At 38.3% G+C, this 23,304-nt stretch carries 18 protein-coding genes, 6 tRNA genes and 1 pseudogene; 10 read left to right on the top strand and 15 right to left on the bottom strand.

The window, feature by feature from the left end; translation table 11 throughout:
* Positions 1-7: 7 nt before the first annotated feature.
* The 7 genes from GY065_RS07925 (at position 8) to cls (ending at position 7,916) form a co-directional block, all read left to right on the top strand.
* Positions 8-724, top strand: a complete 717-nt coding sequence (locus GY065_RS07925; protein ID WP_174833715.1) for an NAD-dependent deacylase — start codon at positions 8-10, stop codon at positions 722-724.
* Positions 725-802: 78 nt separating this feature from the next.
* A complete protein-coding gene (hemC, locus tag GY065_RS07920) occupies positions 803-1,735 on the top strand; it encodes a hydroxymethylbilane synthase (RefSeq protein ID WP_174833714.1) in 933 nt (310 codons plus the stop codon).
* Positions 1,732-2,460, top strand: coding sequence for a uroporphyrinogen-III synthase (locus GY065_RS07915; RefSeq protein WP_174833713.1), 729 nt, complete (start codon positions 1,732-1,734; stop codon positions 2,458-2,460). Before hemC ends, GY065_RS07915 begins: the two co-directional genes overlap by 4 nt.
* 56 nt (positions 2,461-2,516) lie before the next feature.
* The gene (locus GY065_RS07910) at positions 2,517-3,896 is read left to right on the top strand and encodes a uroporphyrinogen-III C-methyltransferase (RefSeq protein WP_244621512.1); all 1,380 of its coding nucleotides are present in this window, start codon (positions 2,517-2,519) and stop codon (positions 3,894-3,896) included.
* The gene (locus GY065_RS07905; RefSeq protein ID WP_174833712.1) at positions 3,893-5,095 is read left to right on the top strand and encodes a heme biosynthesis HemY N-terminal domain-containing protein; all 1,203 of its coding nucleotides are present in this window, start codon (positions 3,893-3,895) and stop codon (positions 5,093-5,095) included. The genes GY065_RS07910 and GY065_RS07905 overlap by 4 nt, the downstream gene beginning before the upstream one ends.
* 60 nt (positions 5,096-5,155) lie before the next feature.
* Positions 5,156-6,220, top strand: a complete 1,065-nt coding sequence (gene hemE, locus GY065_RS07900; RefSeq protein WP_174833711.1) for a uroporphyrinogen decarboxylase — start codon at positions 5,156-5,158, stop codon at positions 6,218-6,220.
* 202 nt (positions 6,221-6,422) lie between these two features.
* A complete protein-coding gene (gene cls / locus GY065_RS07895) occupies positions 6,423-7,916 on the top strand; it encodes a cardiolipin synthase (protein ID WP_174833710.1) in 1,494 nt (497 codons plus the stop codon).
* Positions 7,917-8,373: 457 nt separating this feature from the next.
* Here cls and GY065_RS07890 read toward each other — a convergent pair whose 3' ends face one another.
* The 7 genes from GY065_RS07890 to GY065_RS07860 all read right to left on the bottom strand — a co-directional run bounded on the left by GY065_RS07890 (position 8,374) and on the right by GY065_RS07860 (position 15,677).
* Positions 8,374-9,384, bottom strand: a complete 1,011-nt coding sequence (locus tag GY065_RS07890; RefSeq protein ID WP_174833709.1) for a Tim44 domain-containing protein — start codon at positions 9,382-9,384, stop codon at positions 8,374-8,376.
* Positions 9,385-9,875: 491 nt separating this feature from the next.
* A complete protein-coding gene (locus GY065_RS07885) occupies positions 9,876-10,517 on the bottom strand; it encodes a trimeric intracellular cation channel family protein (RefSeq protein ID WP_100116654.1) in 642 nt (213 codons plus the stop codon).
* A gap of 1 nt (position 10,518) precedes the next feature.
* Complete coding sequence (locus tag GY065_RS07880; protein WP_174833708.1) at positions 10,519-11,217, bottom strand: 16S rRNA pseudouridine(516) synthase; 699 nt, start codon at positions 11,215-11,217, stop codon at positions 10,519-10,521.
* Between the two features lie 36 nt (positions 11,218-11,253).
* Positions 11,254-12,717, bottom strand: coding sequence for a sodium:proton antiporter (locus GY065_RS07875; RefSeq protein WP_174833797.1), 1,464 nt, complete (start codon positions 12,715-12,717; stop codon positions 11,254-11,256).
* Between the two features lie 195 nt (positions 12,718-12,912).
* Positions 12,913-13,488 carry a DUF1415 domain-containing protein gene (locus GY065_RS07870; protein ID WP_174833707.1) on the bottom strand — a complete coding sequence of 192 codons (576 nt, stop codon included), beginning with the start codon at positions 13,486-13,488 and terminating at the stop codon, positions 12,913-12,915.
* Between the two features lie 109 nt (positions 13,489-13,597).
* On the bottom strand, positions 13,598-14,080 hold the full coding sequence (locus GY065_RS07865) for an Lrp/AsnC family transcriptional regulator (protein ID WP_174833706.1): 483 nt from the start codon (positions 14,078-14,080) through the stop codon (positions 13,598-13,600).
* Between the two features lie 784 nt (positions 14,081-14,864).
* Positions 14,865-15,677 (bottom strand): hypothetical protein, encoded by an 813-nt coding sequence (locus GY065_RS07860; RefSeq protein WP_174833705.1) that lies wholly within the window; start codon positions 15,675-15,677, stop codon positions 14,865-14,867.
* 581 nt (positions 15,678-16,258) lie between these two features.
* On the opposite strand from GY065_RS07860, the gene GY065_RS07855 reads away from it, so the two are divergent.
* The 3 genes from GY065_RS07855 to GY065_RS07845 all read left to right on the top strand — a co-directional run bounded on the left by GY065_RS07855 (position 16,259) and on the right by GY065_RS07845 (position 20,135).
* Entirely contained in the window at positions 16,259-17,452 is a 1,194-nt protein-coding gene (locus GY065_RS07855) for an MFS transporter (protein ID WP_174833704.1), read from the top strand.
* A 301-nt stretch (positions 17,453-17,753) separates the two neighbouring features.
* Positions 17,754-18,935 (top strand): FAD-dependent monooxygenase, encoded by a 1,182-nt coding sequence (locus GY065_RS07850; protein WP_174833703.1) that lies wholly within the window; start codon positions 17,754-17,756, stop codon positions 18,933-18,935.
* A gap of 36 nt (positions 18,936-18,971) precedes the next feature.
* Entirely contained in the window at positions 18,972-20,135 is a 1,164-nt protein-coding gene (locus tag GY065_RS07845) for an FAD-dependent monooxygenase (RefSeq protein ID WP_174833702.1), read from the top strand.
* Positions 20,136-20,751: 616 nt separating this feature from the next.
* On the opposite strand, the gene GY065_RS07840 is transcribed toward GY065_RS07845, so the two are convergent.
* The 8 genes and pseudogenes from GY065_RS07840 to msrAB all read right to left on the bottom strand — a co-directional run.
* Positions 20,752-20,842 (bottom strand) — tRNA-Leu (locus GY065_RS07840).
* Between the two features lie 41 nt (positions 20,843-20,883).
* Positions 20,884-20,958, bottom strand: a tRNA-Cys gene (locus tag GY065_RS07835).
* A gap of 19 nt (positions 20,959-20,977) precedes the next feature.
* Positions 20,978-21,051 (bottom strand) — tRNA-Cys (locus GY065_RS07830).
* Between the two features lie 40 nt (positions 21,052-21,091).
* Positions 21,092-21,167: transfer RNA gene (locus tag GY065_RS07825), tRNA-Gly, on the bottom strand.
* A 29-nt stretch (positions 21,168-21,196) separates the two neighbouring features.
* A tRNA-Gly gene (locus GY065_RS07820) sits at positions 21,197-21,272 on the bottom strand.
* A 30-nt stretch (positions 21,273-21,302) separates the two neighbouring features.
* Positions 21,303-21,378 (bottom strand) — tRNA-Gly (locus GY065_RS07815).
* 107 nt (positions 21,379-21,485) lie between these two features.
* Positions 21,486-22,058, bottom strand: a complete 573-nt coding sequence (gene pgsA / locus GY065_RS07810; protein ID WP_174833701.1) for a CDP-diacylglycerol--glycerol-3-phosphate 3-phosphatidyltransferase — start codon at positions 22,056-22,058, stop codon at positions 21,486-21,488.
* A gap of 240 nt (positions 22,059-22,298) precedes the next feature.
* Positions 22,299-23,291: pseudogene (msrAB, locus tag GY065_RS07805) on the bottom strand (bifunctional peptide-methionine (S)-S-oxide reductase MsrA/peptide-methionine (R)-S-oxide reductase MsrB); the annotation flags it as partial.
* Between the last annotated feature and the right edge of the window lie 13 nt (positions 23,292-23,304).

The raw sequence follows: 23,304 nt of genomic DNA, 5'->3' as shown, positions 1-23,304 counted from the left end.
GGAATTTATGCCCAACTCAAACAGACAGCATATTGTTGTATTAACCGGATCCGGTATTAGTGCTGAAAGCGGTTTACAGACTTTTCGTAATCAGGGAGGTTTGTGGGAGGGTGAACGTGTAGAGGATGTGGCAACACCGGAGGCATTTAAGCGTCAGCCATTATATGTGCTTAATTTTTATAATCACCTAAGACGTCAACTGCTAAAAACCGAACCCAATTCTGCTCATGTTGCTCTGAAACGTCTGGAAGATGGTTATGATGTAGATATAATTACTCAAAATGTAGATGATTTGCATGAGCGAGCCGGAAGTGCTCATGTTTTACATTTACATGGTGAGTTATTAAAAGCCAGAAGCTGTGTTGATGAAAATTATATTGTGGATTGCCCGGGGGATCAGAAAGTAACAGATGTTGATGTTAATGGTTTTCCGATGAGGCCGCATATTGTCTGGTTTGGTGAGGCGGTGCCTATGATTGAACAGGCTATACAAGTGATGCGTTCAGCTGATATTGCAATTATCATTGGCACTTCCTTGCAGGTTTATCCGGCCGCTGGTCTAATCCAGTATATACCACCGAACGCTGAAATTTACCTTGTTGATCCCCAGCCGATTGATGGCTTGCAAAATGTACAGATTATTCGCGCACCGGCTCAGGCTGGTGTATCTAGTCTGGTTAATGAATTACTGCAACGTCCTGAAGCACATTCTTTATCCTGCTGATATGGGTGGTATATCAAAATCAAATTTTAGTTAGTGCTAAAATTTCTGTTCTGATTTTCTAGATTCTTGTAAATTAATATGACAAAAAATGATTTAGTCATTGCCAGCCGCGAGAGCACTTTGGCTATGTGGCAGGCTCATTATGTACAGCAATGTCTTCAGACTGCATATCCGGGGTTATCTGTTGAAATTCAGGGTATGACAACCCGAGGTGATCAGATATTGCATCAGTCTTTATCCAAAATAGGTGGTAAGGGATTATTTATAAAAGAGCTTGAGTTAGCCTTGCAAAAGGGAACAGCAGATATTGCTGTGCACTCTCTTAAAGATGTTCCTATGCAACTGCCGGATGGATTTATCTTGGCAGCAATAACTGAGCGGGCTAATCCGTTTGATGCATTTGTTTCTCATCAGTTTAGCTGTTTGGCTGATTTACCGGCTAATGCCATAGTCGGAACTTCAAGTCTGCGTCGGGAAGCTCAGATTAGGTTGCTGTATCCTAATTTGCAGGTAAAGCCTCTGCGGGGTAATGTGCAAACACGTCTGGATAAACTTGACAGACAGGAATATGCTGCAATTATTCTTGCTGCAGCCGGTCTTGAGCGACTGGGTTTAGAGCAGCGAATTCAGTGTATATTATCTCCAGAAATATTGCTGCCAGCTGCCGGTCAGGGGGCGCTGGCTATAGAGGTCGCCGCTCATCGTGAGGACTTACTGACTTTATTACAACCATTACACCATCCTGTTACAGCAGCCTGTGTTACTGCAGAACGCACTCTGGCACGTGTACTTGGTGGTAGCTGCCAGGTACCGCTGGCAGCGTATTGTACTGAAAAATCCGGCATGCTTGAGTTACGTGGTTTAGTGGCATCTGCAGATGGTGTAACAGTGTTGCGAGCCAGTGAAAAGGCAAATATTAGTGAAGCAGAGCAGCTGGGTTTGATGGTTGCACAGCAGCTAGCTGATCAAGGTGCGCAGCAGTTAATTAATGATGTTTTATCTATCCGATGAATACTTTACCTTGTCTGGTGCTAATGCGTCCGCAGCTGGCAGCTACTGCCGATATAGGCTGTTGCATTCGTTATGGCTGGCAACCTATTTTACTTGAATATCTGCAATTACAGACACAATCAGCGGCTTTAAACCGGCTATCTGGTCAAAGCCAGAGTCAGAATATTATTTTCTGGGTTAGCCCGAGTGCCGTACATATTGCTGCAAATTATGTTTCACGTTCTGATAAATTAATACATGTGGCAGTGGGTGCTGCTACGGCATCAGCATTATCCAGTTATGGATTTAAACAGATTGTTTATCCGGAAAACGGACATGATAGTGAAGCAGTTTTACATTTGCCTTTATGGCAGCAGCGTAAAGGTAAATTGCTATTGATTAGAGGCATAGGTGGCCGCGACTGGCTGATTAAGCAACTGCATCAACTAGGATGGCAAATTGAGGTAGCAGAAGTATATCAGCGAAATCCGGTGCCTATAAACTGGTCAGTTATTTCAACACAGGCTGAACAGGGAAATTTGAAGGCAGTGTATATGACGACAACTGCCGCAGTCCAAGCGTGGTTTACTCAATTACCTCCGGATTTGTACGCAGTTAGCAAAAGCTTGTTATACTTAGTTCACCATCCGCGCATAGATGCTACGTTAACCGGATATGGTGTCCAGACACTTCATGTTCCGGACTTATGTCGCGGACTGGCACTTTTGCATTCACGCAGCACCTGATGATATTTTCTTCAGTAGTGCTGTTAACCTATTATATAAAGTAGGGAGTATACCGAATGAGTGAACAACAGAATGCACAGGCTGGCCAGCCTCCTGAACAGGAAAAGCAGCCATTGCTGGTGAATAAACAAGGCGAAGTTAGTGCTCCTCCCGAATCGGCTACTTCTGCGATTACTGAAGCTACCAATAAAGATCAAAACACGACACATCAAACTATGAATTCCCAAAAAAACAACACAGTATCAGATGCTTCTGCATCTAGTATTCCTGTTCAGCCATCTCCGGCAAAACAGTCGCAATCCGGCTCAGGTAAGGGAATTGCTCTGGGCGCACTGGTATTATCATTACTGGCTCTGGGAGCCAGTGGGTTTTTATTTGTTGAAGGACAGAATCAGCTTAAAAACCAGCAGATACAATTTGATCAGAAAATCGACAATGCTGGAATTAGTGCCAGCAAAACAGTTGTTTCGATAGAAACCAGCCTGACACGCATTGATGAGTTAAGTCGTCAATTGCAGGAAATTCAAACCCAACAGAAAACTCAGGGTGATAATGTAGACCGGCTTACCCGTGCCTATCAGGAGCTGGTAAAAAATCGCACTGACTGGCTGGTTGATGAAATAGAAGCTACATTGAATCTTGCCTCTCAGCAGTTGCTGATTTCCGGTAATGTTCCTGTTGCAGTTAATGTACTTGAAAGTCTGGATGGCCGGCTATCTCGCTTTGACCAGCCGCAATTGCTGTCTATCAAAAAGGCTATAAGCAGTGATTTGGAAAATCTGAAAAACCGGCCTTATCTGGATGTTGCCAGTGTTTCATTGCGTCTAAATCGTCTTGAGTCTGCTATAGCAGGTCTGCCGTTAGTAGTTGAAAGTCAGTTACAGCCCGGAGTGACAAGTAATACACCGGTGAATCCAAATGCTTCATGGTGGCAGCGTACATGGCAAAATACTTTGCACTCTTTACGCAGTATGGTAGAAGTGCGTCACATTAATCACAATGATTCAATGCTAATGTCGCCTGAACAGATATATTTTGTACGTGAAAATCTGCGGCTGCGATTGCTGGATGCACGTATTGCTCTGATTCAGCGCCGCGGAGAAGTCTATGTTGCTGATTTAAATGGTGCAGAAGCTGCTGTTAAGCAATATTTTGACGGTGGTTCAGCAGCAACGCAGTCGTGGCTGAAAGAATTAACTCAGTTAAAGACACTTAACGTGCAAACTAGTCAGGACAATAGTCTGTCAGCCAGCCTGGCTGCTGTACGTGAATACCAGAATCAGTCTGGAATGGATATGTCAACGGCGTTGCCGGATTTAAGTGCATCATCTGCCAGCAGTGTACCGGTACATACCGAACAACAACAGGCTAGCCCTATAAACAGTAATAATGCTTCTGCAGCGTCATCTTCCAGACAAGGAGACCATTCATTATGAGATCTCTATTATGGTTGATTGTTCTGTTTATTGTTGCAGTGGGTGTCGTACTGGGTGCGAAATATTACAGTGGTGATGTGTATATTGTAGTTGAGCAAACTCTGATACGTATCAATCTGCAGCTGTTTATTGGTCTTGTGCTGCTAACGGTAGTGCTGTTGTATATATTTTTACGCATTATTATGGGTTTTGTGCATTTACCCGGTCACTGGCATCACTGGCGTATCAATCATCAGCGCCATCAGGTTGAAACAGCATTAAATCATGCCGGTTTAGCCTACTTTGAAGGTCGCTATCAGTTTGCTGAGCGTGAGGCTGAGCGGATCTTACGTAATAAACAGGGGCAGCACAGTCGTGCTCTGGCCTTATTACTGGCTGCCCATAGTGCTGATCAGATGGATGACAGTACAACACGAGACCGTTATTTAGATGAAATTGCAAAGTTGCCGGAAAAACAGCAGCTTTCCCGCTATTTGCTTCTGGCTCAATCAGCTTTATCACAGCACAATGATCAGCAAGCCAGAAGTGCACTAGAAGCAGCAGCCAAAATCAATCCGAATTTAACCCAGCTTGTTAAGCTGCAGTTACGATATGACTGGGAAAAGCATGATGCTCAGGGTGTTTTGGAAGCAGTTGATAAATTAAGCCGCGCAGGGGCGTTAAGCGAAAGCGAACAGCATAATTACCAATACTGGGCTTATCGACAGTTACTGGCAAATGTTAAAGAGCCGAGTGAGCTGAAAAGCAGTCTTAATTTGATTCCGGTAGATGAACGTGAAAGTACACTTAGTGCAAACATTGCAGAAAAATATCTTCAGCTAGGTATGTATACTCAGGCATTGAAATGGGTAAAAAAATATTATCCGCGCACTCATGATGCTTCACTATTACCTGCATTTAATCAGGCCAATCAATATCTAAGCAGTAAAGAACAGCAAAAAAATATGGTAACCGTCGATAAGTGGTTACAACAAAATCCGCAAGACCCGGACATACTATTGTTGATGGGTGAGTTAAGTTATCAGCAACAACTTTGGGGAAAGGCAAAAACTTATCTCGAAGCCAGTTTGCAGGCCAGTAATAATAATGTAACCAGATTGTTATTAGCTAAAGTACTGGAGCAATCCGGTCAGAGCGAGGCTGCCGAGCAGCAGCGTAATGAAATTCTGGCCACAATTGGTAATAATGATGAGTTGTAATTTTTAGTTTTTATTTAACAGGCAGTTGGTACTGTATGTACTAACTGCCTGAGGTTAATTATGGCAGTTTTACATAACGATATTTTTTTACGTGCTTTACTAAAGCAGCCGGTTGAATATACGCCGGTATGGTTAATGAGACAGGCTGGACGCTATTTACCGGAGTACAGAGAAACACGGGCGAAAGCCGGCAGTTTTCTCGCACTTTGTCATAATCCAGAGCTGGCTACAGAGGTGACTCTTCAGCCATTGGAGCGTTTTGCACTGGATGCTGCTATCTTGTTTTCCGATATTCTCACTATACCGGATGCAATGGGGCTGGGTTTGCATTTTGTCGAAGGTGAAGGACCTAAATTTACTCATCCGTTGCAGTATGAAAAGGATGTGACACGTTTACAGGTTCCTGATATGAACCGTTTGCGCTATGTGTTCGATGCTGTTCATAGTATACGTAATGCTTTGAACGGTCGTGTACCGTTAATTGGTTTTTCTGGCAGTCCGTTTACACTAGCCTGTTATATGGTTGAAGGAGAAGGCAGTCGGGATTTTCGTTTATTGAAAACCATGCTTTATCAGCGACCGCAATTGTTACACCGGATACTGGATATTAATGCGCAGACTGTAACTGCTTATTTGAATGAACAGATAGCTGCAGGTGCGCAGGCCGTACAGATTTTTGATACATGGGGCGGAATTCTCAGCGATAAAGCTTTTCAGGAGTTTGATTTACGCTATTTGCAACAGGTCGTTTCAGGCTTACAGCGTGAAGCAGATGGTCGTAGGGTACCAGTCATTATATTTACTAAGGGCGGTGGCCAGTGGCTGGAACAATTAGCAGCACTGGGTGCTGATGCGTTAGGCGTGGACTGGACTGTCAATTTACAGCAGGCACGTCAGTTGGTCGGACAGCAGGTGGCATTACAGGGAAATCTTGACCCGCTGGCTCTATTTGGTGATTCAGAAAGTATTACAGACGAAGTAAAGCGTTTACTTGCTGCTTACGGAGCTGGCAGCGGACATGTATTTAATCTGGGTCATGGTATCAATCAATATACTAATCCGGAAATGGTGAAATATGCAGTAGATGCGGTACATCGCATTTCTACAGAATATCATCAGAATTAATTATTTTTATTTCAGAGAATATTAATTAATTCTGAAACAAATAAATGATGTGAATAATTACTTGCTATTTCTGGCAGTCACAGACTTAGTTTTCTGTACCTGCCAGAATTTTTTATCTGATATTTATCTCAATTCATTATATAGATTATTTATCCATTTATAATCTACTATATTCTAGACATTAAATAATTGGTTTACTTATATGTTACATGATATACCCTGGGCTGAAATTCTTGTTGTATTACATGTGATTGTGGTTACTGTTCTGGTAGTGAGAGTGTTATACCATCAGCGTAATACAGGAGTTTCCGTTGCTTGGATTCTGATGTTAATGGCTTTTCCTTTAGTCGGGGCTGTAGGCTACTTGTTAATTGGTGAACCCAGGCTGGGTTCACGCCGGCTACGTCGTCAGAATGAACTGGTGAAATTTTATCAGGGATTCAGTAATAAATATCTGCATAATTTCAATCAGCATGCTTGTAGTGGTCTGAATGAACGTTATCATGGTATCAGTTTGATTGCAGCCGATAAAACTGGATTTGAGGCTACCGAATACAATCACTTAAAGCTTCTTACCAATGATGAAGAAATCATTGCCGCCATTCGTTATGATATTCAGCATGCGAAAACAAGCTGTTTACTGGCTTTTTATATTGTTGATCCGCAGGGAGAAATTATTGAATTGCTGAATGATGCCATTGCAGCAGCACAACGAGGTGTGGTTACCAGTATGCTGGTTGACAGTATTGGTAGTGTAAAATTCTGGCGTAGTGACTGGCCTCAGCGTTTACGCAATGCAGGTATTACATTGACTGAAGCTTTACCTGTTGAATTATGGCGCACTTTTCTTGTACGTGCAGATTTGCGTAATCATCGTAAAATTGCGGTTATAGATCAGAAAATTGGCTATACCGGCAGTTTTAATCTGGTCGACCCGCGTTTTTTCAAAAAAAATGCTGGTGTCGGACAATGGGTTGATGTGATGATGCGTTGTGAAGGAAGTCTGGTACAACCTCTGGCAGCAGTATTTGCCGGTGATATGGCAGTAGAAACTGAATCTAATTTAATGCAGGTACAGCAATGGGTAGACAGTTACGGTAAACAGGCACTCATGCATAATCTGCAAGTTGCACAACAGGAACAAAGTGGTGTAGTAGTTCAGGTGATTCCTTCAGCACCTGAGCAAGGCAGTCCGGTTATTTACGACACTATTGTTAATGCAATTCATGCCGCTACACGACGTATTATTATTACGACGCCTTATTTTGTTCCGGATGATGCTTTGCTGCTGGCTTTAACTACGGCTGCTACCAGGGGAGTGGATGTTACTCTGATTGTACCGGAAGCAGTGGATTCAATGCTGGTGAAATATGCTTCACGTGCATATTATCCAAGACTATTACAGGCTGGGGTGAAAATTGCTTTGTTTAAGGGTGGGCTGTTACATGCTAAAACTTTAACTGTAGATAGTGATTACACTTTGTTTGGCACTGTAAATATGGATATGCGCAGTTTTTATCTCAATATGGAAATTAGTCTGGCTATTTATGATGAAAGTATGACTGAAAAAGTAGTGGCATTACAGAGTACTTATTTGAAAGCTTGTGAATTTATCGAACTGAAAACATGGCAGGCTCGTTCAAAGTGGTGGGGGCTGGTGGAGAATACAGTGCGTCTGGTTGGTCCGTTGTTATAAATTATTCATACCAATAACAGTGCTGCCGGCAGTTTTTATTTCATTATTCTTTAATATGGTGTGAAGAAAAATGTTTTAAGTATGTAATATTTTTAAAAATCAACTTTAGTTTGAATGTGCTTATATTATTTGTATTCAATAATTATTAATACAACACTAATTCGGTAATAGAGTAATTAATAAAAATATAAATCAATATCATAAACAGCAGTTTTGTAAATAATGTTAACTCAATGATATTCAAAGAATATTATGGTAATGTATATTTTGAAACGCATGAATGATGTCCGGATAATGAAAATATAGACGGCATTACTTTTTTATCAATACGTTATAAACGGGATTATCTTGTTTGAATAATGATATTTGTCCCATATTTTAAGTAAAAAAGCACTGATATTATCAGTGCTTTTAAACATGTTAAGTGAAATATTGGTTATTTCTTTGCAGTTACTGATTAATTCTGTTGTATGCCGGCAATCAGCCAGTCTTGCTGACTACCAATCGGTTTAACAAAATGCCAGATTTCACTGAATGGCTGTTGTGGACTGCCCAACTCTTCACTTACCAAACCGCTAAATCGTACACTGGCAACATACTGACCATTTTCCTGAGTATTGTCTACTAGATCGGTATTAAGATTACTAAATTCAGCTGTATCCTGATTATTCATAATATCATTACGAATATCTGCAAACATATCTGAAGTAAAGTAGCGACGTATTTCTTCCAGATTAGAAGCGTTGTTCATTGACTGGACATGATTAAAACGCTGGCGGGCAAAGCGCAGAAATGCATCTGGATTGCTTCCGTCTGCCATAGTAGATGAATTATGTGGTATGGAATTATTATTGCTTACAATTTTTTGTCCAAATATATTGGTACTGTTACTATTGCCATTAATATTTGATGAGTTAAAATTTCCATACTTTCCAGTACCCGCGTAAGGTATATTGGACTGATGATTTTTTTTGCCGGTAAAACGACGGTAAAGATAAAAGCCGCCTAATGCAATAATAAGTAGCCAAAGCCAGCTAAAACCATTTTTTTTCTCTGGTTGTGACTGTACTTGTGGCTGATCATTATTGGTCGATTGAGTAGCTGCTACGCTATTATCATTGGTGTTTTCACTGTAATTACCATCAGCATTCGGAGCTGGTGCATTAGATTGCTGCTGATTATGATTAGCCATTGCATGACCGGCAAGGGCTCCAATCGTCGCACCAGCTACACCTGCACCAATTATCCGACCGGTATTGCTTGAGCGAGGCTGTGTCTGACCAGAGTAATTATTCTGGTTGTTAGCACGATAATCATTGCGTCCGGAGTTGGAATAAGAGTTGGAGTAATTGGAGCGTGACATTCCACGATTACTGCCGCCGCCAATTCGTTTGGCTTCAGCCAGTGGACTTAGTGTCAGACAAAGGATTAATGCTGAAACTATATAGCGTAATTTTCTATTTTCCATCACTTGGATACTTTCACATCAGAAATATTAAAACTAACTCTACCGTACATAGCGCTGAAAAATAAGATTTCAAGCAAAAATGTAGTAATTATTTAATCTCTTTTACGGTTTTATGGTGGCTTTTGCGAAAAAGACAGTATTGTATCGTATGAAATTAGTATAAACATAATTGATTATAAAAATATTTATCATTAATTCATACTATAAATCTGAATAAATTAAGACAATAGTAACTAAATATCAGAACTAAAAATTATATGTGTTTATGGTATATCCATTAGTTTTATTGTATGGGTTAAATGGCAATCAAAGATTGAGAATAAAAAGAACCCTCTGTGCCAAGGGGAGAAGCAGCAGAGGGCTAAAATAATGTTTCGACAAGAGAATACTAAAAACCATTTTAAATCTTTAAGTTATACGCTTGTTGCTGCGTATAGATATCATCTTAATGACTTAGACTGTTTTTTGCTGAGAAAGTTCTTATAGTTTTGTTATATTTTGTAATTTTTTTTCTTTTGAAATCCCGGCAGGGTAATATTGTAATGATAAGCGAATAAACGGCTTATTACTCCGCCAATAAATAAAATATTGATACTCACTGGTGTAACCATTTTCCAGTGATCCAGCAAACACAATAGCAGACCAAGTAAAATAGCAATAGTGCCATAAATATCGCTGCGCAAAATAATGGGTACTTCATTTACCAGTATATCGCGTAGTATGCCGCCACCTACTGCTGTTACAAATGCCAGTGTAATTACCCCAAACCAGTTTAACTCAAGATCAAGGCCGACTTGCGCACCTGTCAAACTAAAAGCGGCTAGTCCCAGTGCATCGGCAACGACAAACCATACAGTCAATACACGATGACGGTAATACTGCAAATGACATACCCAAGAAATTACTAGTGTAATGAAAATAGTCCATAATGCAGTATTATTTTTAAAAATCATTGGAATGTGGCCAACCAGAGCATCACGCATCATGCCTCCGCCTACTGCAGTTAGCAAAGCTACAATCACTACGCCCAGAATATCCAGCCTTTTGCGGAAACCAACCAGATAGCCGGATACAGCAAAAGCGGCAGTTCCGATTATACTTATCAATTGAAAAATAAAATCTGTATTAGGCATGTTACTTCAAGTCAGATTCTGGTTGAAAAAAACGCCATTCTCCAGTGGGTAAATGATCAGTTTCCCATTGTCCGAAAGCACAGCGATGCAAAGCGGAAACACGATTGCCTGCGGCCGCAACCATACGCTTAACCTGATGATATTTACCTGAAGTAATCGTAAGCAGCAAGGTATACGGGTCAGTTAACTCAGCGGCCTGTGCTGTTACTATTTCATTGTCATCATGCAACAAGACCCCGTTTTTTAAAATAGTACACAGTTTTTCGTCTGCAGCATGCTTCAAACTGACACGATAAATTTTTGGAAGTTTATGTTTTGGTGACGTGCAACGGTGATTAAACTGACCATCATTAGTCAGAATCAGTACACCGGTTGTATCTGCATCCAGTCTACCTACAGCCTGCATGTCAAGATGTCGCAATGGTTCTGGTAATAAACTGAAAACACTTGGATAAAATTGTGGTTTATGCGAGGTTTCATAATCTGCTGGCTTATTGAGCAGAATATAAAAGTAAGGAAGAGGGACTGGTATCAGGCTTACATCATCAATGTGTAAACTGCTTACCATTTGCGGATTGATCTCCATATGAGGATCATTGCAGTGTGTATTATTAATTTGTACGGCACTATCGGTAACTAATGCCTGACATTGCTTGCGACTACCCAAACCTTGTGCTTGCAAGTATTTTATTAATTGCATGACTAATAATCCTTAATAACCGGTTATCCAGATAAGTTAAAAAAACAGCAAAGTATCCAGCAAAAAAACCGGAATAAGTAAAGCAACAGACCAACCCATGTAGCCAAAAAAGCCTGGCATAGTAATTTGATGTTGTTCGGCAATGGATTTAACCATGAGATTAGGAGCATTACCAATATAACTTAATGCCCCCATGAACACTGAACCCATAGAAATAGCTGTTAATGTGGCCGGTAAATGTTGCATTAGTGTGACTGCATCACCACCTGCAAGGTTAAAAAACACCAGATAGGTAGGTGCATTATCCAGAAAGCCGGATAATAACCCGCTCAGCCAGAAATAGAGGGTATTGACCGGTTCACCATTATGCTCAATGATATTTATCAATATTTTGAAATTCCCCGTGTCTCCGAGTTTTAACATAGCCATAACGGGTGCAATAGTAATAAAAATACCGATAAATAATTTGCCTACTTCCGCCATCGGAGTCCAGTTAAAGTCATTTTGCCGGCGTATTTTTGCCGGTGTTAATTTAAGCGAACATAAGGTAATGATTGATAGTAAGCCATCACGTATCCATGCAACTGAACTGATTTCAACTCCGTAAACATACCATGTCGGTGCATTTTTATATAAACCGGAAATTAATATTACTCCGGTAACAGCAAATAATAACAACAGATTGGCTTTACCCTGAACAGACCATGAAAAAATAGTTTTCTGTACTTTAACTTTATTATCAGTACTCGGCTCTTGTTGTAATAAATAGTGATCAATACAAAGAAATATCAAAAGTAAAATCAGAGTATTTATGAGTACTGGTAACAGCATATGACTGAAAGTCCATTGGAAACCAACACCTTTCAGAAAGCCCAGAAATAAAGGAGGATCACCTAGTGGTGTTAATCCGCCGCCAATATTAGCAACGAGGAAAATAAAAAATATCACAAGATGAGTTCGATGGCGTCGACGGGCATTGGCTCGTAATAAGGGGCGGATAAATAGCATGGCAGCACCAGTTGTGCCCATAACACCCGCAAGTACTGTACCTGCAGTCAGTATCAGCACATTCAGTTTTACATTACCCGTACCATTAATATTGATAAAGATACCACCAGACAAGGTATACAAAACCAGTAGCAATAGCATAAAAGGTATATATTCCTGAAATAATGCATGCACAGTAATAGATATACCTTCAGACGTACCATAAAACCAGCTCAATGGTAACAAAAATAATGCACACCAAATACAAATGATTTTCCCGTTATGATGATGCCATAATTTGGGAAGTAGCATCGGACATAATGCTATAGTTAAAAGTGTACCAATAAAGGGGATGCACCACCATAAACTCAACTCATTGGCAGGTAATCCGGCAGCCAGTACAGGAAAAGGAACTAAACTGAGTATAATTAAAATGATTAATTGCAGTATTCGATTACCTTGCTGTGACAAAGAAAAGGTAAACCGCTCTTTAGAAGAATTAACCGGCGACATTGTATATGGTTTACTATTTAAGCAGACAGAGATTTTCACAATAATTCCTTATGATGTTGAAGAATTAATATGATAAAAGGTGAGTTATTAACTAAAAGTGTCAGACCTGAAAAATAATAGTTAACTGTTGATAGATTTATATGGTATTTGTGAAAGACTCGGACCGTATGGGTAGATTTGTCATTTCAGGTTAAGTTATTTTGATTTGTGTGTCGGATATTCTATAGCCAGTTTTGTCCAGCCTTCTATCCCCATTTTTCTTAATAACGTTTTATTACGTTCATAAATAGTTGCAGCATCTGGAAATGCTGCAACAGCCTGATCGATACTACTTTCCCGGATTAAATGCAAAATAGGATATGGACTACGGTTAGTATAATTACTGATATCATCTTCAGGTTCATCCGCAAACTGAAAATTCGGATGAAAAGGAGCTATTTGTATAATGCCATTTGCTTGTATTTCATGAAGTAGATTTTCTGCTAATGTTACGGCGTCTAGAAAAACTTCAAAATCTTTAAATAATAAAGGTTCGATTAATAATGTGGTTTCTATTTCTTGTGCCGGTGTCTGTAATAAAAGCTGAATTTCCTGTTCCACAAATTCCAGAAATGCATCAATATGTCTGGCGTGGCTCACGCCAAACCGCAATCTTTGTAAATTGTAAGGTTTTTTGGCAAAAGGACAAAGATTGAGACCTATTACGGCCTGTTCCAGCCAGTGGCGACAAATGGTAATGATTTCTTTATCTTGAGTAGAAATTACAGACATAAGTATTTATCTATACATATAGCAGATAACTTGGTGTAACGTAGCTGCACCAGAGAATAACACATTCTTTACCAACAAGTTATTAATTTTTTGTTATTAATAAGTTTGCTTAACCGACATTCAAATGTTCTAAAGGTAATGATGTCGTTGTCTTAATTTCTTTCAATACAAAACTGGATTTAGCATCTTCAACACCGGGTGTAGCCAATAATGTTTCCAGTACAAAATGCGAGAAGGCATTCATATCGGAAAAAAAAGCCTGAAGAATATAATCAGATTCACCGGTGAGAGCAAAACAATTAAGTACCTGAGGCCATCGCTGAACCGCCAGTGTAAATTCATCCCGGGACTGTTTGCTTTTATTCACGCTCACCCTAATAAAAGCCTGTAAACCCAGTTCCACATGAAAAGGATCAAGCAGAGCTGCATACCGGCGAATTATCCCCGATTCTTCCAGCTGTTTTAATCTGCGCAGACATGGCGATGGTGATAAAGCTACACGTTCAGATAGCTCAACATTAGTAAGACGACCGTTGTCTTGTAAAACTTGCAAAATTTTCAGGTCGGTTTTATCTAAAAAACTTATTGCCATGATATACAAGGATCCTGGAGAGTTATTGCTGCTGCAATGAAACAGGCAGCGACGTTGTATTAAGGTTAAGATTGATACAATATACAAAACTGGACTAAATTACAAAAATATATTCTATTTTGACATTAATTTAAACTTTATACTAGTTATTTAAAATGCTTTTTAAATATCTATCCCATTTAATAATATAAAAAATTTTTTAATATCATTAGTTTCCTCAAAAATGGGTTTTTCAGTTTAAAGTAGTAATGACAGCAAATAATAGCTGGATACGATTTATACAAGAGATAAAATATTGGCTTATTTCAACGGAAAAGGGTTGGAATTTTTACGTAAGATGAAAAATTTATACCCTAATTGCTGTTCAGATTGTTCGATTGACTAAAATCAATCCCGAAATACTTAGAGCATTTATTGTAATGTATTTCCTTTTTTTATTTAAATCACATTAGTCTTATTAAGCAAACCAACCCAATGCAGCCAGTAATAAATCCATAAAATCAGTTTATAGACCTCACATTACTGGTTGTGTTTCTGCTTTACTAAAACGACTGTTAAATTCACTGGTATATGGCGCACAAATTTATTAGTCATTACTTCCTGAATAAAATGTCCCTACATAGATGACTTAATAGATTTTGCTCTGGCTTACTAATAATCTTCGCGAAACAATCCAGCAGTTAAATTTTAAATAGTAGTTATGATTAATAAAAAAGGGCGTAATTTACGCCCTTTTTTACCCAAAATAAAATTGATAACAAGTTCATATTACCTGTCGCAATATTTATCCTTCTTGCAAAATTTTACTTATTCTGCGAATCTCTTCATCCGTAAAATCGCAACGGGAAAAATTTTCATCAAGAATAATAGGTGTAGGATTCTTATCACTGATTACACCTAAAACATCGTATTTCTTTTTTGAATGCTGCTTGAGTACAATAGGACCACCATCTGTTTTAGAATTAAAAGTAGCTGAATATTTATTATTCTTACCCTGTGTATCTTTTCCCTTGTATATTGCTATTGTTATTGTCTGAAGAAATTTAAGCTTAACTGGAACACTAACTGGTTTCAGTTTATGTCCATTTATTTCATCAATAATTTTTGTTGAATTACGTGCCCTGCATAATAAATCGATTATTAACCAAATCGCCCATAATATTGCTAGTATAAGAGCCGTAATAATCAAAAATCGACTAAACATAGTTTTAATCGCTAAATCCAGTGTCATTAACGAAGGATTATCAGCGGAAGCTATGACTTGTACCTGATACCTTTTGCTATTTCCAAAAAAAGAAAAATTTTTCTCAATAAAATCTCTATCACCATTATAAATTTTTACGGAACAACTAGTAATCAAACGTCGAACCTTGCATTCGCCACTAATATTATGATCCACAACAATTGGATTACGAGATATTTTATAATCATCAATCAAATCTGGATAATTATCCACCGCTAAATATATCCCTAATAATAAGCATAAAAATATACAAAATACTCTTCCTATTTGTCGTGAAGAAGCTTCATTTTTCAGCTTATTTACTTTTAAAGAACGATCAGGAAAAACACCTGTTATTTTATTTATCAATTCCATTTTACAAACAACATCCTTGGTGAATTATTAATACTTCCAATATCATTTTCGTTTACATGCTAATTTTATTTAACATAAAATAAATCAGTAAAATCATATATTTCAAATCAATTTAGCCATTTTATTGACAAAATATAATAAAAAACTACAATTTTGCTATATTGTAATAAAATTAATTAATATTTTTCAATTATTATTTACTAAAAGAATATTATTTCATAATTTTTATTACAAATGTTTAGCGATAATATTCATTAAAAACCATAATGAACATTAATATTATTGATTAAATCTAACTGTTTTGGTTATAGGTAATATTTATTTATAATTTTGTAATATTATAATTTCAATTCATTAATAGTCTGTTTTTAATAAATAATTAACGATAACCATATGAATACTAAAATTATATTGTTAGTTAGTTTAAGTTATTACAAAATTAAAAAAAACTATTGTCCAAATAAGAGATATAATTGATTCTATAAAAAATTTAACTAAAATTTAAATATAAGTTAAATATTTATTTAAAAAATACTAGCATATATATTAATTAGGTAATGAAAATAGAATGAGTAATGTTCATGATTAAACGTAATTCACCTGTGACTTCATCCGGTTCAAAATTAAATATGACTTTAATTATTACGGTACTGATAACCGGGGCACTAGCTTTTGTTCATGTTTATGCTATTCAATCAATTTTACCGGTATTGATGCAGGAATTTCATGCCAGTGCGGCGGCAATGGGTTTAACTGTAGGAGCAACGATTCTGGCTATTGCATTAATGTCGCCGTTTTTAGGAATGATTTCAGATGCTTTCGGGCGTAAATTTTTTATAGTCGGTTCGATAGTTTTTATGTCTATACCGACTTTTTTCTTAGCTTTTATTTATAGTATCAATTGGTTATGGTGGTTACGCTTTACTCAGGGAATAGCAGTTCCCGGAATAACTGTAGTTTTACTGGCTTATTTAGGCGAGGAATTTTCCGGTAATACCCGTATTAAATTAATGAGTTTTTATGTTTCTGGTACAGTATTAGGTGGGTTTCTTGGTCGGTTTCTCATGGGGTACCTGACAGAATTTATTGGCTGGCGGCATGCTTTTATGGTAATGGGCATTATCAGTATATTAGGTGCAGTTTGGGTATGGAAAAATCTTCCGGCATCCCAAAAATTTGAGGCCAGGCCTCAGGTTTCAACAGCATTAATAACTTTATGGCATCATTTACATAACTATTATGTCCTTGCAGCCTGTGCATTAGGGTTTTGTGTACTGTTTTCTCTGGTTGGTTGTTTTACCTATATCAATTTGTATCTTGATCAGCCACCATATAATCTAAGCAGTTCACAATTAGCTAATATTTTTGCCGTATATCTGATTGGTATGATTATTACACCATTATCAGCACGTTTAATTGTTAAATTTGGTACCAATCTTACTGTACTGATTGCAATGAGTTTATCAATTTTTGGTGTGTTAATCACTTTATTGCATCCATTATGGCTAATTGTTCTGGCTCTGGCTATTATGAGTAGTGGCATATTTATTACCCAATCTTCTACCATCACTTATATAGCTGCCAATGTAACCGAAGGCCGTTCATTGGCTTCCGGTCTGTATTATATGTGCTATTATGCAGGCGGTTTTGCCGGCTCATTATTATGTGGTCATGCCTTTGAGAGTGGAGGGTGGTTTATGACTGCTGTTGTATTAATTAGTGTGCAGTTGCTGGCAATGCTGATTGGTGGTGTGTTGATGCGAAAAAAAGCATAAACAGAAACATTGAAATCATATAAAACACCATTTTTATAATGGTGTTTTATATTGCATATTTTTTGATTTAGTAATTGTATCTGTCGAAATAAATTTTATCAATTTATAAACTATTAAGTAAAAGAGTAATATTTATTTCATTATCAGGCTAAAGAAGTTTGTATAGAATTTTAGTGCTTGAAAAAAGAATTACATATTAATTTAGCCAGAATTTTATTTAATCTGACAGGTAAATAAGATTTATATTTCTATATGGATAAATTACGTTAGAATTTGACTGTCTTGATTAAGAGTACTGCTTATGCAGCCATTATCACACTATCCGTTTATTATTATCGGTGCAGGCCCTGTTGGCATGCTTACTGCTTTGTTGTTAAAACAGCAGAATCAATCGGTTTTAGTACTGGAGGCCAGAGCTGCTGACAGTAAACTAAATGATCAGCGTACTCTTGCTTTGTCATATCATAGTATCCAGACTTTCCGGCAGGCCGGAGTATATCTGCCTGATGAAATTTTGACTTTTATCCGTCAGGTACATGTTTCACGGCAGCATCATTTTGGTCGTGTACTGATGTCAGCACAGGATATAGGTTTACCTTATCTTGGAGCGACGATTGATTACGTCAGATTATTACAGGCTTGTGAAAAAGCATTACAAAAAAACAATGTACCTGTGCAATGGCAAACAACTGTTGAACAGGTACAAAGTACAACTCATTGGGCTTCAGCACAGTGTTTTTATCAGCAACGAAGGCTTAACTTAACTGCACAATGGCTGATTCTGGCAGAAGGAGGTGAACTGGCAGCCGGCTTGCCGAATATAAAAGTACACACTCATGATTACCGGCAGCTGGCTTTAGTTAATACTCTAAAGTTTGAGGCAGGCAATCATACTATAGCCTATGAACGTTTTACTGAAAATGGACCACTTGCTTTATTACCTTATAGAAATGATTTTCGACTGGTCTGGACATGTACTCATGAAGAAGCACTGCAACGAGAGCTGTGGAATGTAGAAGAATTTAATCAGCAGTTACAGTCTGTAATGGGAGAACGATTAGGTCATTTAGAGCAAATGGGAACGCCGGCAACTTTTCCGTTGAAATTACGTCAGCTTAACCAAGTGTATAGTCAGAGAGTAATTTGTATTGGAAATGCCGCCCAAACCATGCATCCGGTTGCTGCACAAGGATTGAATCTCGGTGTTCGTGATGCCGAAATGTTAAGTGCAATATTTGGTAAGACAGATAAGATTTCTCTTAATGATAGTTCTTTAGCCGGAAAATATGCACGAATACGTACTTATGATGCTCGTGCAGTTGTAGGCTTTACGCATATTCTGGTACAACTGTTTGATCATGCTCACAGCGGGCTGGCATATGGACAAAGTATGGGTATGAGTATTTTGGGATCAGTGCCTGCTTTGAAGCATAAGTTTACCAGGCAGCTGGTTTTTGGAGTAACTCCGCATCCCGATATTTAGAATAAATACTATTGTTTAAACGATATGGAAAGCAAAATGTGCATAAACACACAATATGATTTTGATGTCATTATTCTAGGGGGAGGGTTGGTTGGTGCAACTTTAGCTTTAGCTTTACATCGGCAAGGTAAAAAGATTCTTATCATTGAAAAAAAGCCACCTCAAACAGATTTGATTAGTCTCTCTCAGTCTTGGGATGCCCGTATTTATGCTATTAGTCCGACTAATCAGCAATTTTTAAATAGTTTAAGCGTTTGGCCGGAAGAAAGAGTACAAAAAGTACGCCATATGGAAGTTTATGGTGACAGTAATGGATGCATTAGTTTTGACGCCTCCAGTGTAAATGTACCTTGTTTAAATTCTATGGTTGAAAACCGCTATTTACTGGCAAAATTGTGGCTAGCCTTGCAGGAAGAGGGGGTAGCAATAGTCAGTAGTTGCACTCAATCTGTGATTACCGATGTATGGTCGGCAAAAATAACCCTGGAAAATGGTCAAACCTATTGCAGTCAGCTAGTTGTTGGTGCGGATGGAGCTAATTCTTGGTTGCGTGAGCAGGTTGGTATTGAAGTAACCGCTTCTCCATATCAGCAACAAGGTATTGTTGCTAATTTCAACACGGAAAAACCACATAATGGATGTGCTTATCAGTGGTTTCGTGGTAGTGATATTCTTGCTTATTTACCTTTACCACAGCAGCAGATTTCTATCGTATGGTCGACGTCTGACCTAGAAAGTCTGACGAAGCTGGATAAAGAAAGTTTTGCACGGGAAGTTGCTTTGGCAGGTAATCAAAAGTTAGGTGAACTAACACTAACCACTCCTGTGTTCAACTTTGAGCTGATAATGCGACAGCCTAAAAAAATTATCAGCCAAAGAATTGCTCTGATTGGGGATGCTGCTCATACTATCCATCCATTGGCCGGACAAGGCGTAAATCTGGGTTTTGCAGATGTGCAATGTCTCAGTAACTTACTGACAAATGCTAGTGATTCGGGTACATGGTCTATTCTCAAACAGTATCAGCGATCAAGATTATTAGCAGTAAGGCTGATGCAATATAGTTGTGATGGTTTATTCAAATTATTTGCCAATGACTATTTTCCTGCCATTGGCTGGGTTCGTAATCAAGGATTGAATCTGGTGAATTATTCAGGCTTAATTAAAAAAAGAATGATTTGGGAAGCAATGGGTTTATGATTTAATAATAAGGATTTGCTGCTAAAGATAGAGTAATAATGATTGGGTTAAGCAATAATAAAAATTATTTTTATATTCTCAATTTATATTTCAATTTATAGCTCATCATAATTGAGAATATAGATTTTTATAAAAAATTTTGGTTTATACGATAGTAGTATTGAATAAAACATTTACCTAATATTGGAATATTGCCAATTTCATTGTTACCAATATAAATTAGATAAATTTGCTGGATTTTTATCTCCGTAGTTCTTTATCAGTTTTGCTATTGGCTAAGTATGCCTGATGCATCGCTATTTCGAATTCAGTGTCAGTTTTAAAAGTCCTATACGTTTCACCCAGCTCTAAATTCATATTTTTTAAATGCATGGTTATTAAAAATAATAAGTATAGTTTGATTACTGCTTTTCTAAAATTTATAAAATATATTAGAGCATGCTCTTATATATAGGAATATATGTAAAGATAGAAAATCATCAATAGAATTTCAGGTATCAATTTGATGTTTTATATGTCACAGAGAAGTTGAAGAAGCAAAATATACAAGTGTGTATTTCTTGAAATATAAATGTAAAGAATCCAGATACATCTAAGTGTATCTGGATTCAATAAATGGTGCCCGGAGCCGGAATCGAACCGGCACGGCCGTTTTAAGAGCCGACGGATTTTAAGTCCGTTGTGTCTACCAATTTCACCACCCGGGCGGGTAGTTTTTAATGCACGTTTTGTGCATCAGTATGCTGTATGGAGGCGGGGGCGCGGATTTAAACCGGCCTGCACAGCTTTGCACACTGTGGCATAGTCACTCTGCCACCCCGCCATAAAACTTTAATATAATCTGGAGGCGGGAGTCGGAATCGAACCGGCGTACACGGATTTGCAGTCCGCTGCATGACCACTCTGCCATCCCGCCTTATATATTACTCAATCGGGTAGAGCAACTATTATAAAACTGGAGCGGGAAACGAGTCTCGAACTCGCGACCTCAACCTTGGCAAGGTTGCGCTCTACCAACTGAGCTATTCCCGCAAATTCACTTTATACATGTGAGCATGTTTTGGAGCGGGAAACGAGTCTCGAACTCGCGACCTCAACCTTGGCAAGGTTGCGCTCTACCAACTGAGCTATTCCCGCAAATTCACTTTATACATGTGAACATGTTTTTGGAGCGGGAAACGAGTCTCGAACTCGCGACCTCAACCTTGGCAAGGTTGCGCTCTACCAACTGAGCTATTCCCGCGTTGTTCATTCGTACTGAATGAAGAAGCAACATTATATCGTTGAAAAAAATTGTGTCAAGATTATTAACCAGCCTGATAAAGTTTTTTTTGCTTTCACTATGATTTTTTAGGATTTAAATTCTTTTGTTGCCATCTTTAAATAGTAGAGCATTGACCAAATGGTGAGAATACAGGCTATAAGCATGAGGATATTTCCTAGTTTCCATAACAAATTCGGTTCAGCCAATGGTGGTGAAGTAAGTAATAAAAGAAAAATAGCCCCCATCTGTGCCGCAGTTTTAAATTTTCCCAGTTTGGCTACTGCAACGCTATTTCGTTTACCTAGCTGAGCCATCCATTCCCGTAAAGCAGAAATGGTGATTTCACGACCGATGATAATCATGGCAAATATGGCATATGTACGGCCAGTTGCTACAAGTAATATCAGAGCGACAGCTACCATTAGTTTATCCGCAACCGGGTCAAGAAAAGCACCAAAATTAGATGTTTGTTTCCAACGACGTGCCAGATAACCATCAAACCAGTCAGTTATGGCTGCTATAGCAAAAAAGCCTGCTGCAAGCCAATTAATGATCTGGCGATCACTAATCCAGTCTGCTGGCAAATAAAATAATAAAGTAAATATTGGAATGATGATGATACGCAACCAAGTGAGCAATATCGGAAAATTCCATGGCATAACGGGGTGTCCCTGACAAGTTATGATTTGGTTGCTTATATGATACCGCTTTGAGCGCTTTAAGGTGATTTTTTATTATTGATTAATGAATGTATCTCTGGATAAATTGTTGTGATAATTTTATATTTTTATTTAAATATTTAATTATTAATTATGTTTTGATAGTAATTCATGCTCTTGGAAACTACAGCATCGGACAGCAAAGATGGTTTATATACACGTTGTCCGATGCTGAAAAAGTTACTTCACCATGTCTTTATAAGCAGCATAGCCGGCTGCATCCATTTCTTCATAGGGAATAAACCGTAAACTTGCTCCGTTGATGCAATAACGTAATCCACCGCGATCTTGCGGGCCATCTGTAAATACATGTCCTAAATGTGAGTCTGCCTGTTGACTACGCACTTCGGTTCGTTGCATACCATGACTATTATCCTCATGGTTACTCACCGCTTCCGACTGTATTGGCTGACTGAATGCCGGCCAGCCGCAACCGGAATTAAATTTATCCCGTGAGCTGAAAAGTGGCTCTCCACTGACAATATCTACATAAATGCCAGGGACAAACAGTTCATCATACGGATGACTATACGGAGGCTCAGTACCTGCATTCTGAGTAATTTGATAAGCTTCTTCACTCAGCTGCTGGTGTAAAGTGGCTGCATCAGGTTTATGAAAAGCGTTTGTATCATATAATGTTGTTGTAGTCTGAGATGTTTGCAATTCAGGCAGAGGTTCCCGGGCTTTTTGTAAATCAATATGACAGTAGCCTTGTGGGTTTTTGTCCAGATAATCCTGATGATATTCTTCGGCCGGAAAAAACTGTTGTAAAGGCAAGTTTTCTACCACAATAGGTGCGGTATAACGGCCTTGTTCAGCTTTAATCATTGCCTGAATAACATCATGATCAGCAGGGTCAGTATAGTAGATACCACTACGATATTGAGTACCAGTATCATGTGCCTGACGATTCAGAGTAGTGGGATCTACTATACGGAAAAAATGACGCAGAATGTCAGTTAAGGAAAGAATATCTGCATCATATTTAACCTTTATCGTTTCAGCATGGCCGGTGTCCTGTTTGCATACTTCTTCATAGATTGGGTTATCAGTATGCCCGTTGGCATATCCGGCCTCGGTTTCAATCACGCCATTTAAACGCTTAAAATAGCCTTCTATACCCCAGAAACAGCCGCCAGCTAGATAAATAATTTTTAGATTCATAATGTTATTCCATATATTTGTG

This window comes from Snodgrassella sp. ESL0323, from assembly GCF_013346865.1.
Taxonomy (GTDB): domain Bacteria; phylum Pseudomonadota; class Gammaproteobacteria; order Burkholderiales; family Neisseriaceae; genus Snodgrassella; species Snodgrassella alvi.
This window is presented reverse-complemented; position numbering and strand designations above follow the sequence as displayed.

What these genes read in the sequence shown, in the direction of transcription:
- GY065_RS07925 (WP_174833715.1), top strand. Translation starts at nt 8, where the DNA reads ATGCCCAACTCAAACAGACAGCATATTGTTGTATTAACCGGATCCGGT.
- hemC (WP_174833714.1), top strand. Translation starts at nt 803, where the DNA reads ATGACAAAAAATGATTTAGTCATTGCCAGCCGCGAGAGCACTTTGGCT.
- GY065_RS07915 (WP_174833713.1), top strand. Translation starts at nt 1,732, where the DNA reads ATGAATACTTTACCTTGTCTGGTGCTAATGCGTCCGCAGCTGGCAGCT.
- GY065_RS07910 (WP_244621512.1), top strand. Translation starts at nt 2,517, where the DNA reads ATGAGTGAACAACAGAATGCACAGGCTGGCCAGCCTCCTGAACAGGAA.
- GY065_RS07905 (WP_174833712.1), top strand. Translation starts at nt 3,893, where the DNA reads ATGAGATCTCTATTATGGTTGATTGTTCTGTTTATTGTTGCAGTGGGT.
- hemE (WP_174833711.1), top strand. Translation starts at nt 5,156, where the DNA reads ATGGCAGTTTTACATAACGATATTTTTTTACGTGCTTTACTAAAGCAG.
- cls (WP_174833710.1), top strand. Translation starts at nt 6,423, where the DNA reads ATGTTACATGATATACCCTGGGCTGAAATTCTTGTTGTATTACATGTG.
- GY065_RS07890 (WP_174833709.1), bottom strand. Translation starts at nt 9,384, where the DNA reads ATGGAAAATAGAAAATTACGCTATATAGTTTCAGCATTAATCCTTTGT.
- GY065_RS07885 (WP_100116654.1), bottom strand. Translation starts at nt 10,517, where the DNA reads ATGCCTAATACAGATTTTATTTTTCAATTGATAAGTATAATCGGAACT.
- GY065_RS07880 (WP_174833708.1), bottom strand. Translation starts at nt 11,217, where the DNA reads ATGCAATTAATAAAATACTTGCAAGCACAAGGTTTGGGTAGTCGCAAG.
- GY065_RS07875 (WP_174833797.1), bottom strand. Translation starts at nt 12,717, where the DNA reads ATGTCGCCGGTTAATTCTTCTAAAGAGCGGTTTACCTTTTCTTTGTCA.
- GY065_RS07870 (WP_174833707.1), bottom strand. Translation starts at nt 13,488, where the DNA reads ATGTCTGTAATTTCTACTCAAGATAAAGAAATCATTACCATTTGTCGC.
- GY065_RS07865 (WP_174833706.1), bottom strand. Translation starts at nt 14,080, where the DNA reads ATGGCAATAAGTTTTTTAGATAAAACCGACCTGAAAATTTTGCAAGTT.
- GY065_RS07860 (WP_174833705.1), bottom strand. Translation starts at nt 15,677, where the DNA reads ATGGAATTGATAAATAAAATAACAGGTGTTTTTCCTGATCGTTCTTTA.
- GY065_RS07855 (WP_174833704.1), top strand. Translation starts at nt 16,259, where the DNA reads ATGATTAAACGTAATTCACCTGTGACTTCATCCGGTTCAAAATTAAAT.
- GY065_RS07850 (WP_174833703.1), top strand. Translation starts at nt 17,754, where the DNA reads ATGCAGCCATTATCACACTATCCGTTTATTATTATCGGTGCAGGCCCT.
- GY065_RS07845 (WP_174833702.1), top strand. Translation starts at nt 18,972, where the DNA reads ATGTGCATAAACACACAATATGATTTTGATGTCATTATTCTAGGGGGA.
- pgsA (WP_174833701.1), bottom strand. Translation starts at nt 22,058, where the DNA reads ATGCCATGGAATTTTCCGATATTGCTCACTTGGTTGCGTATCATCATC.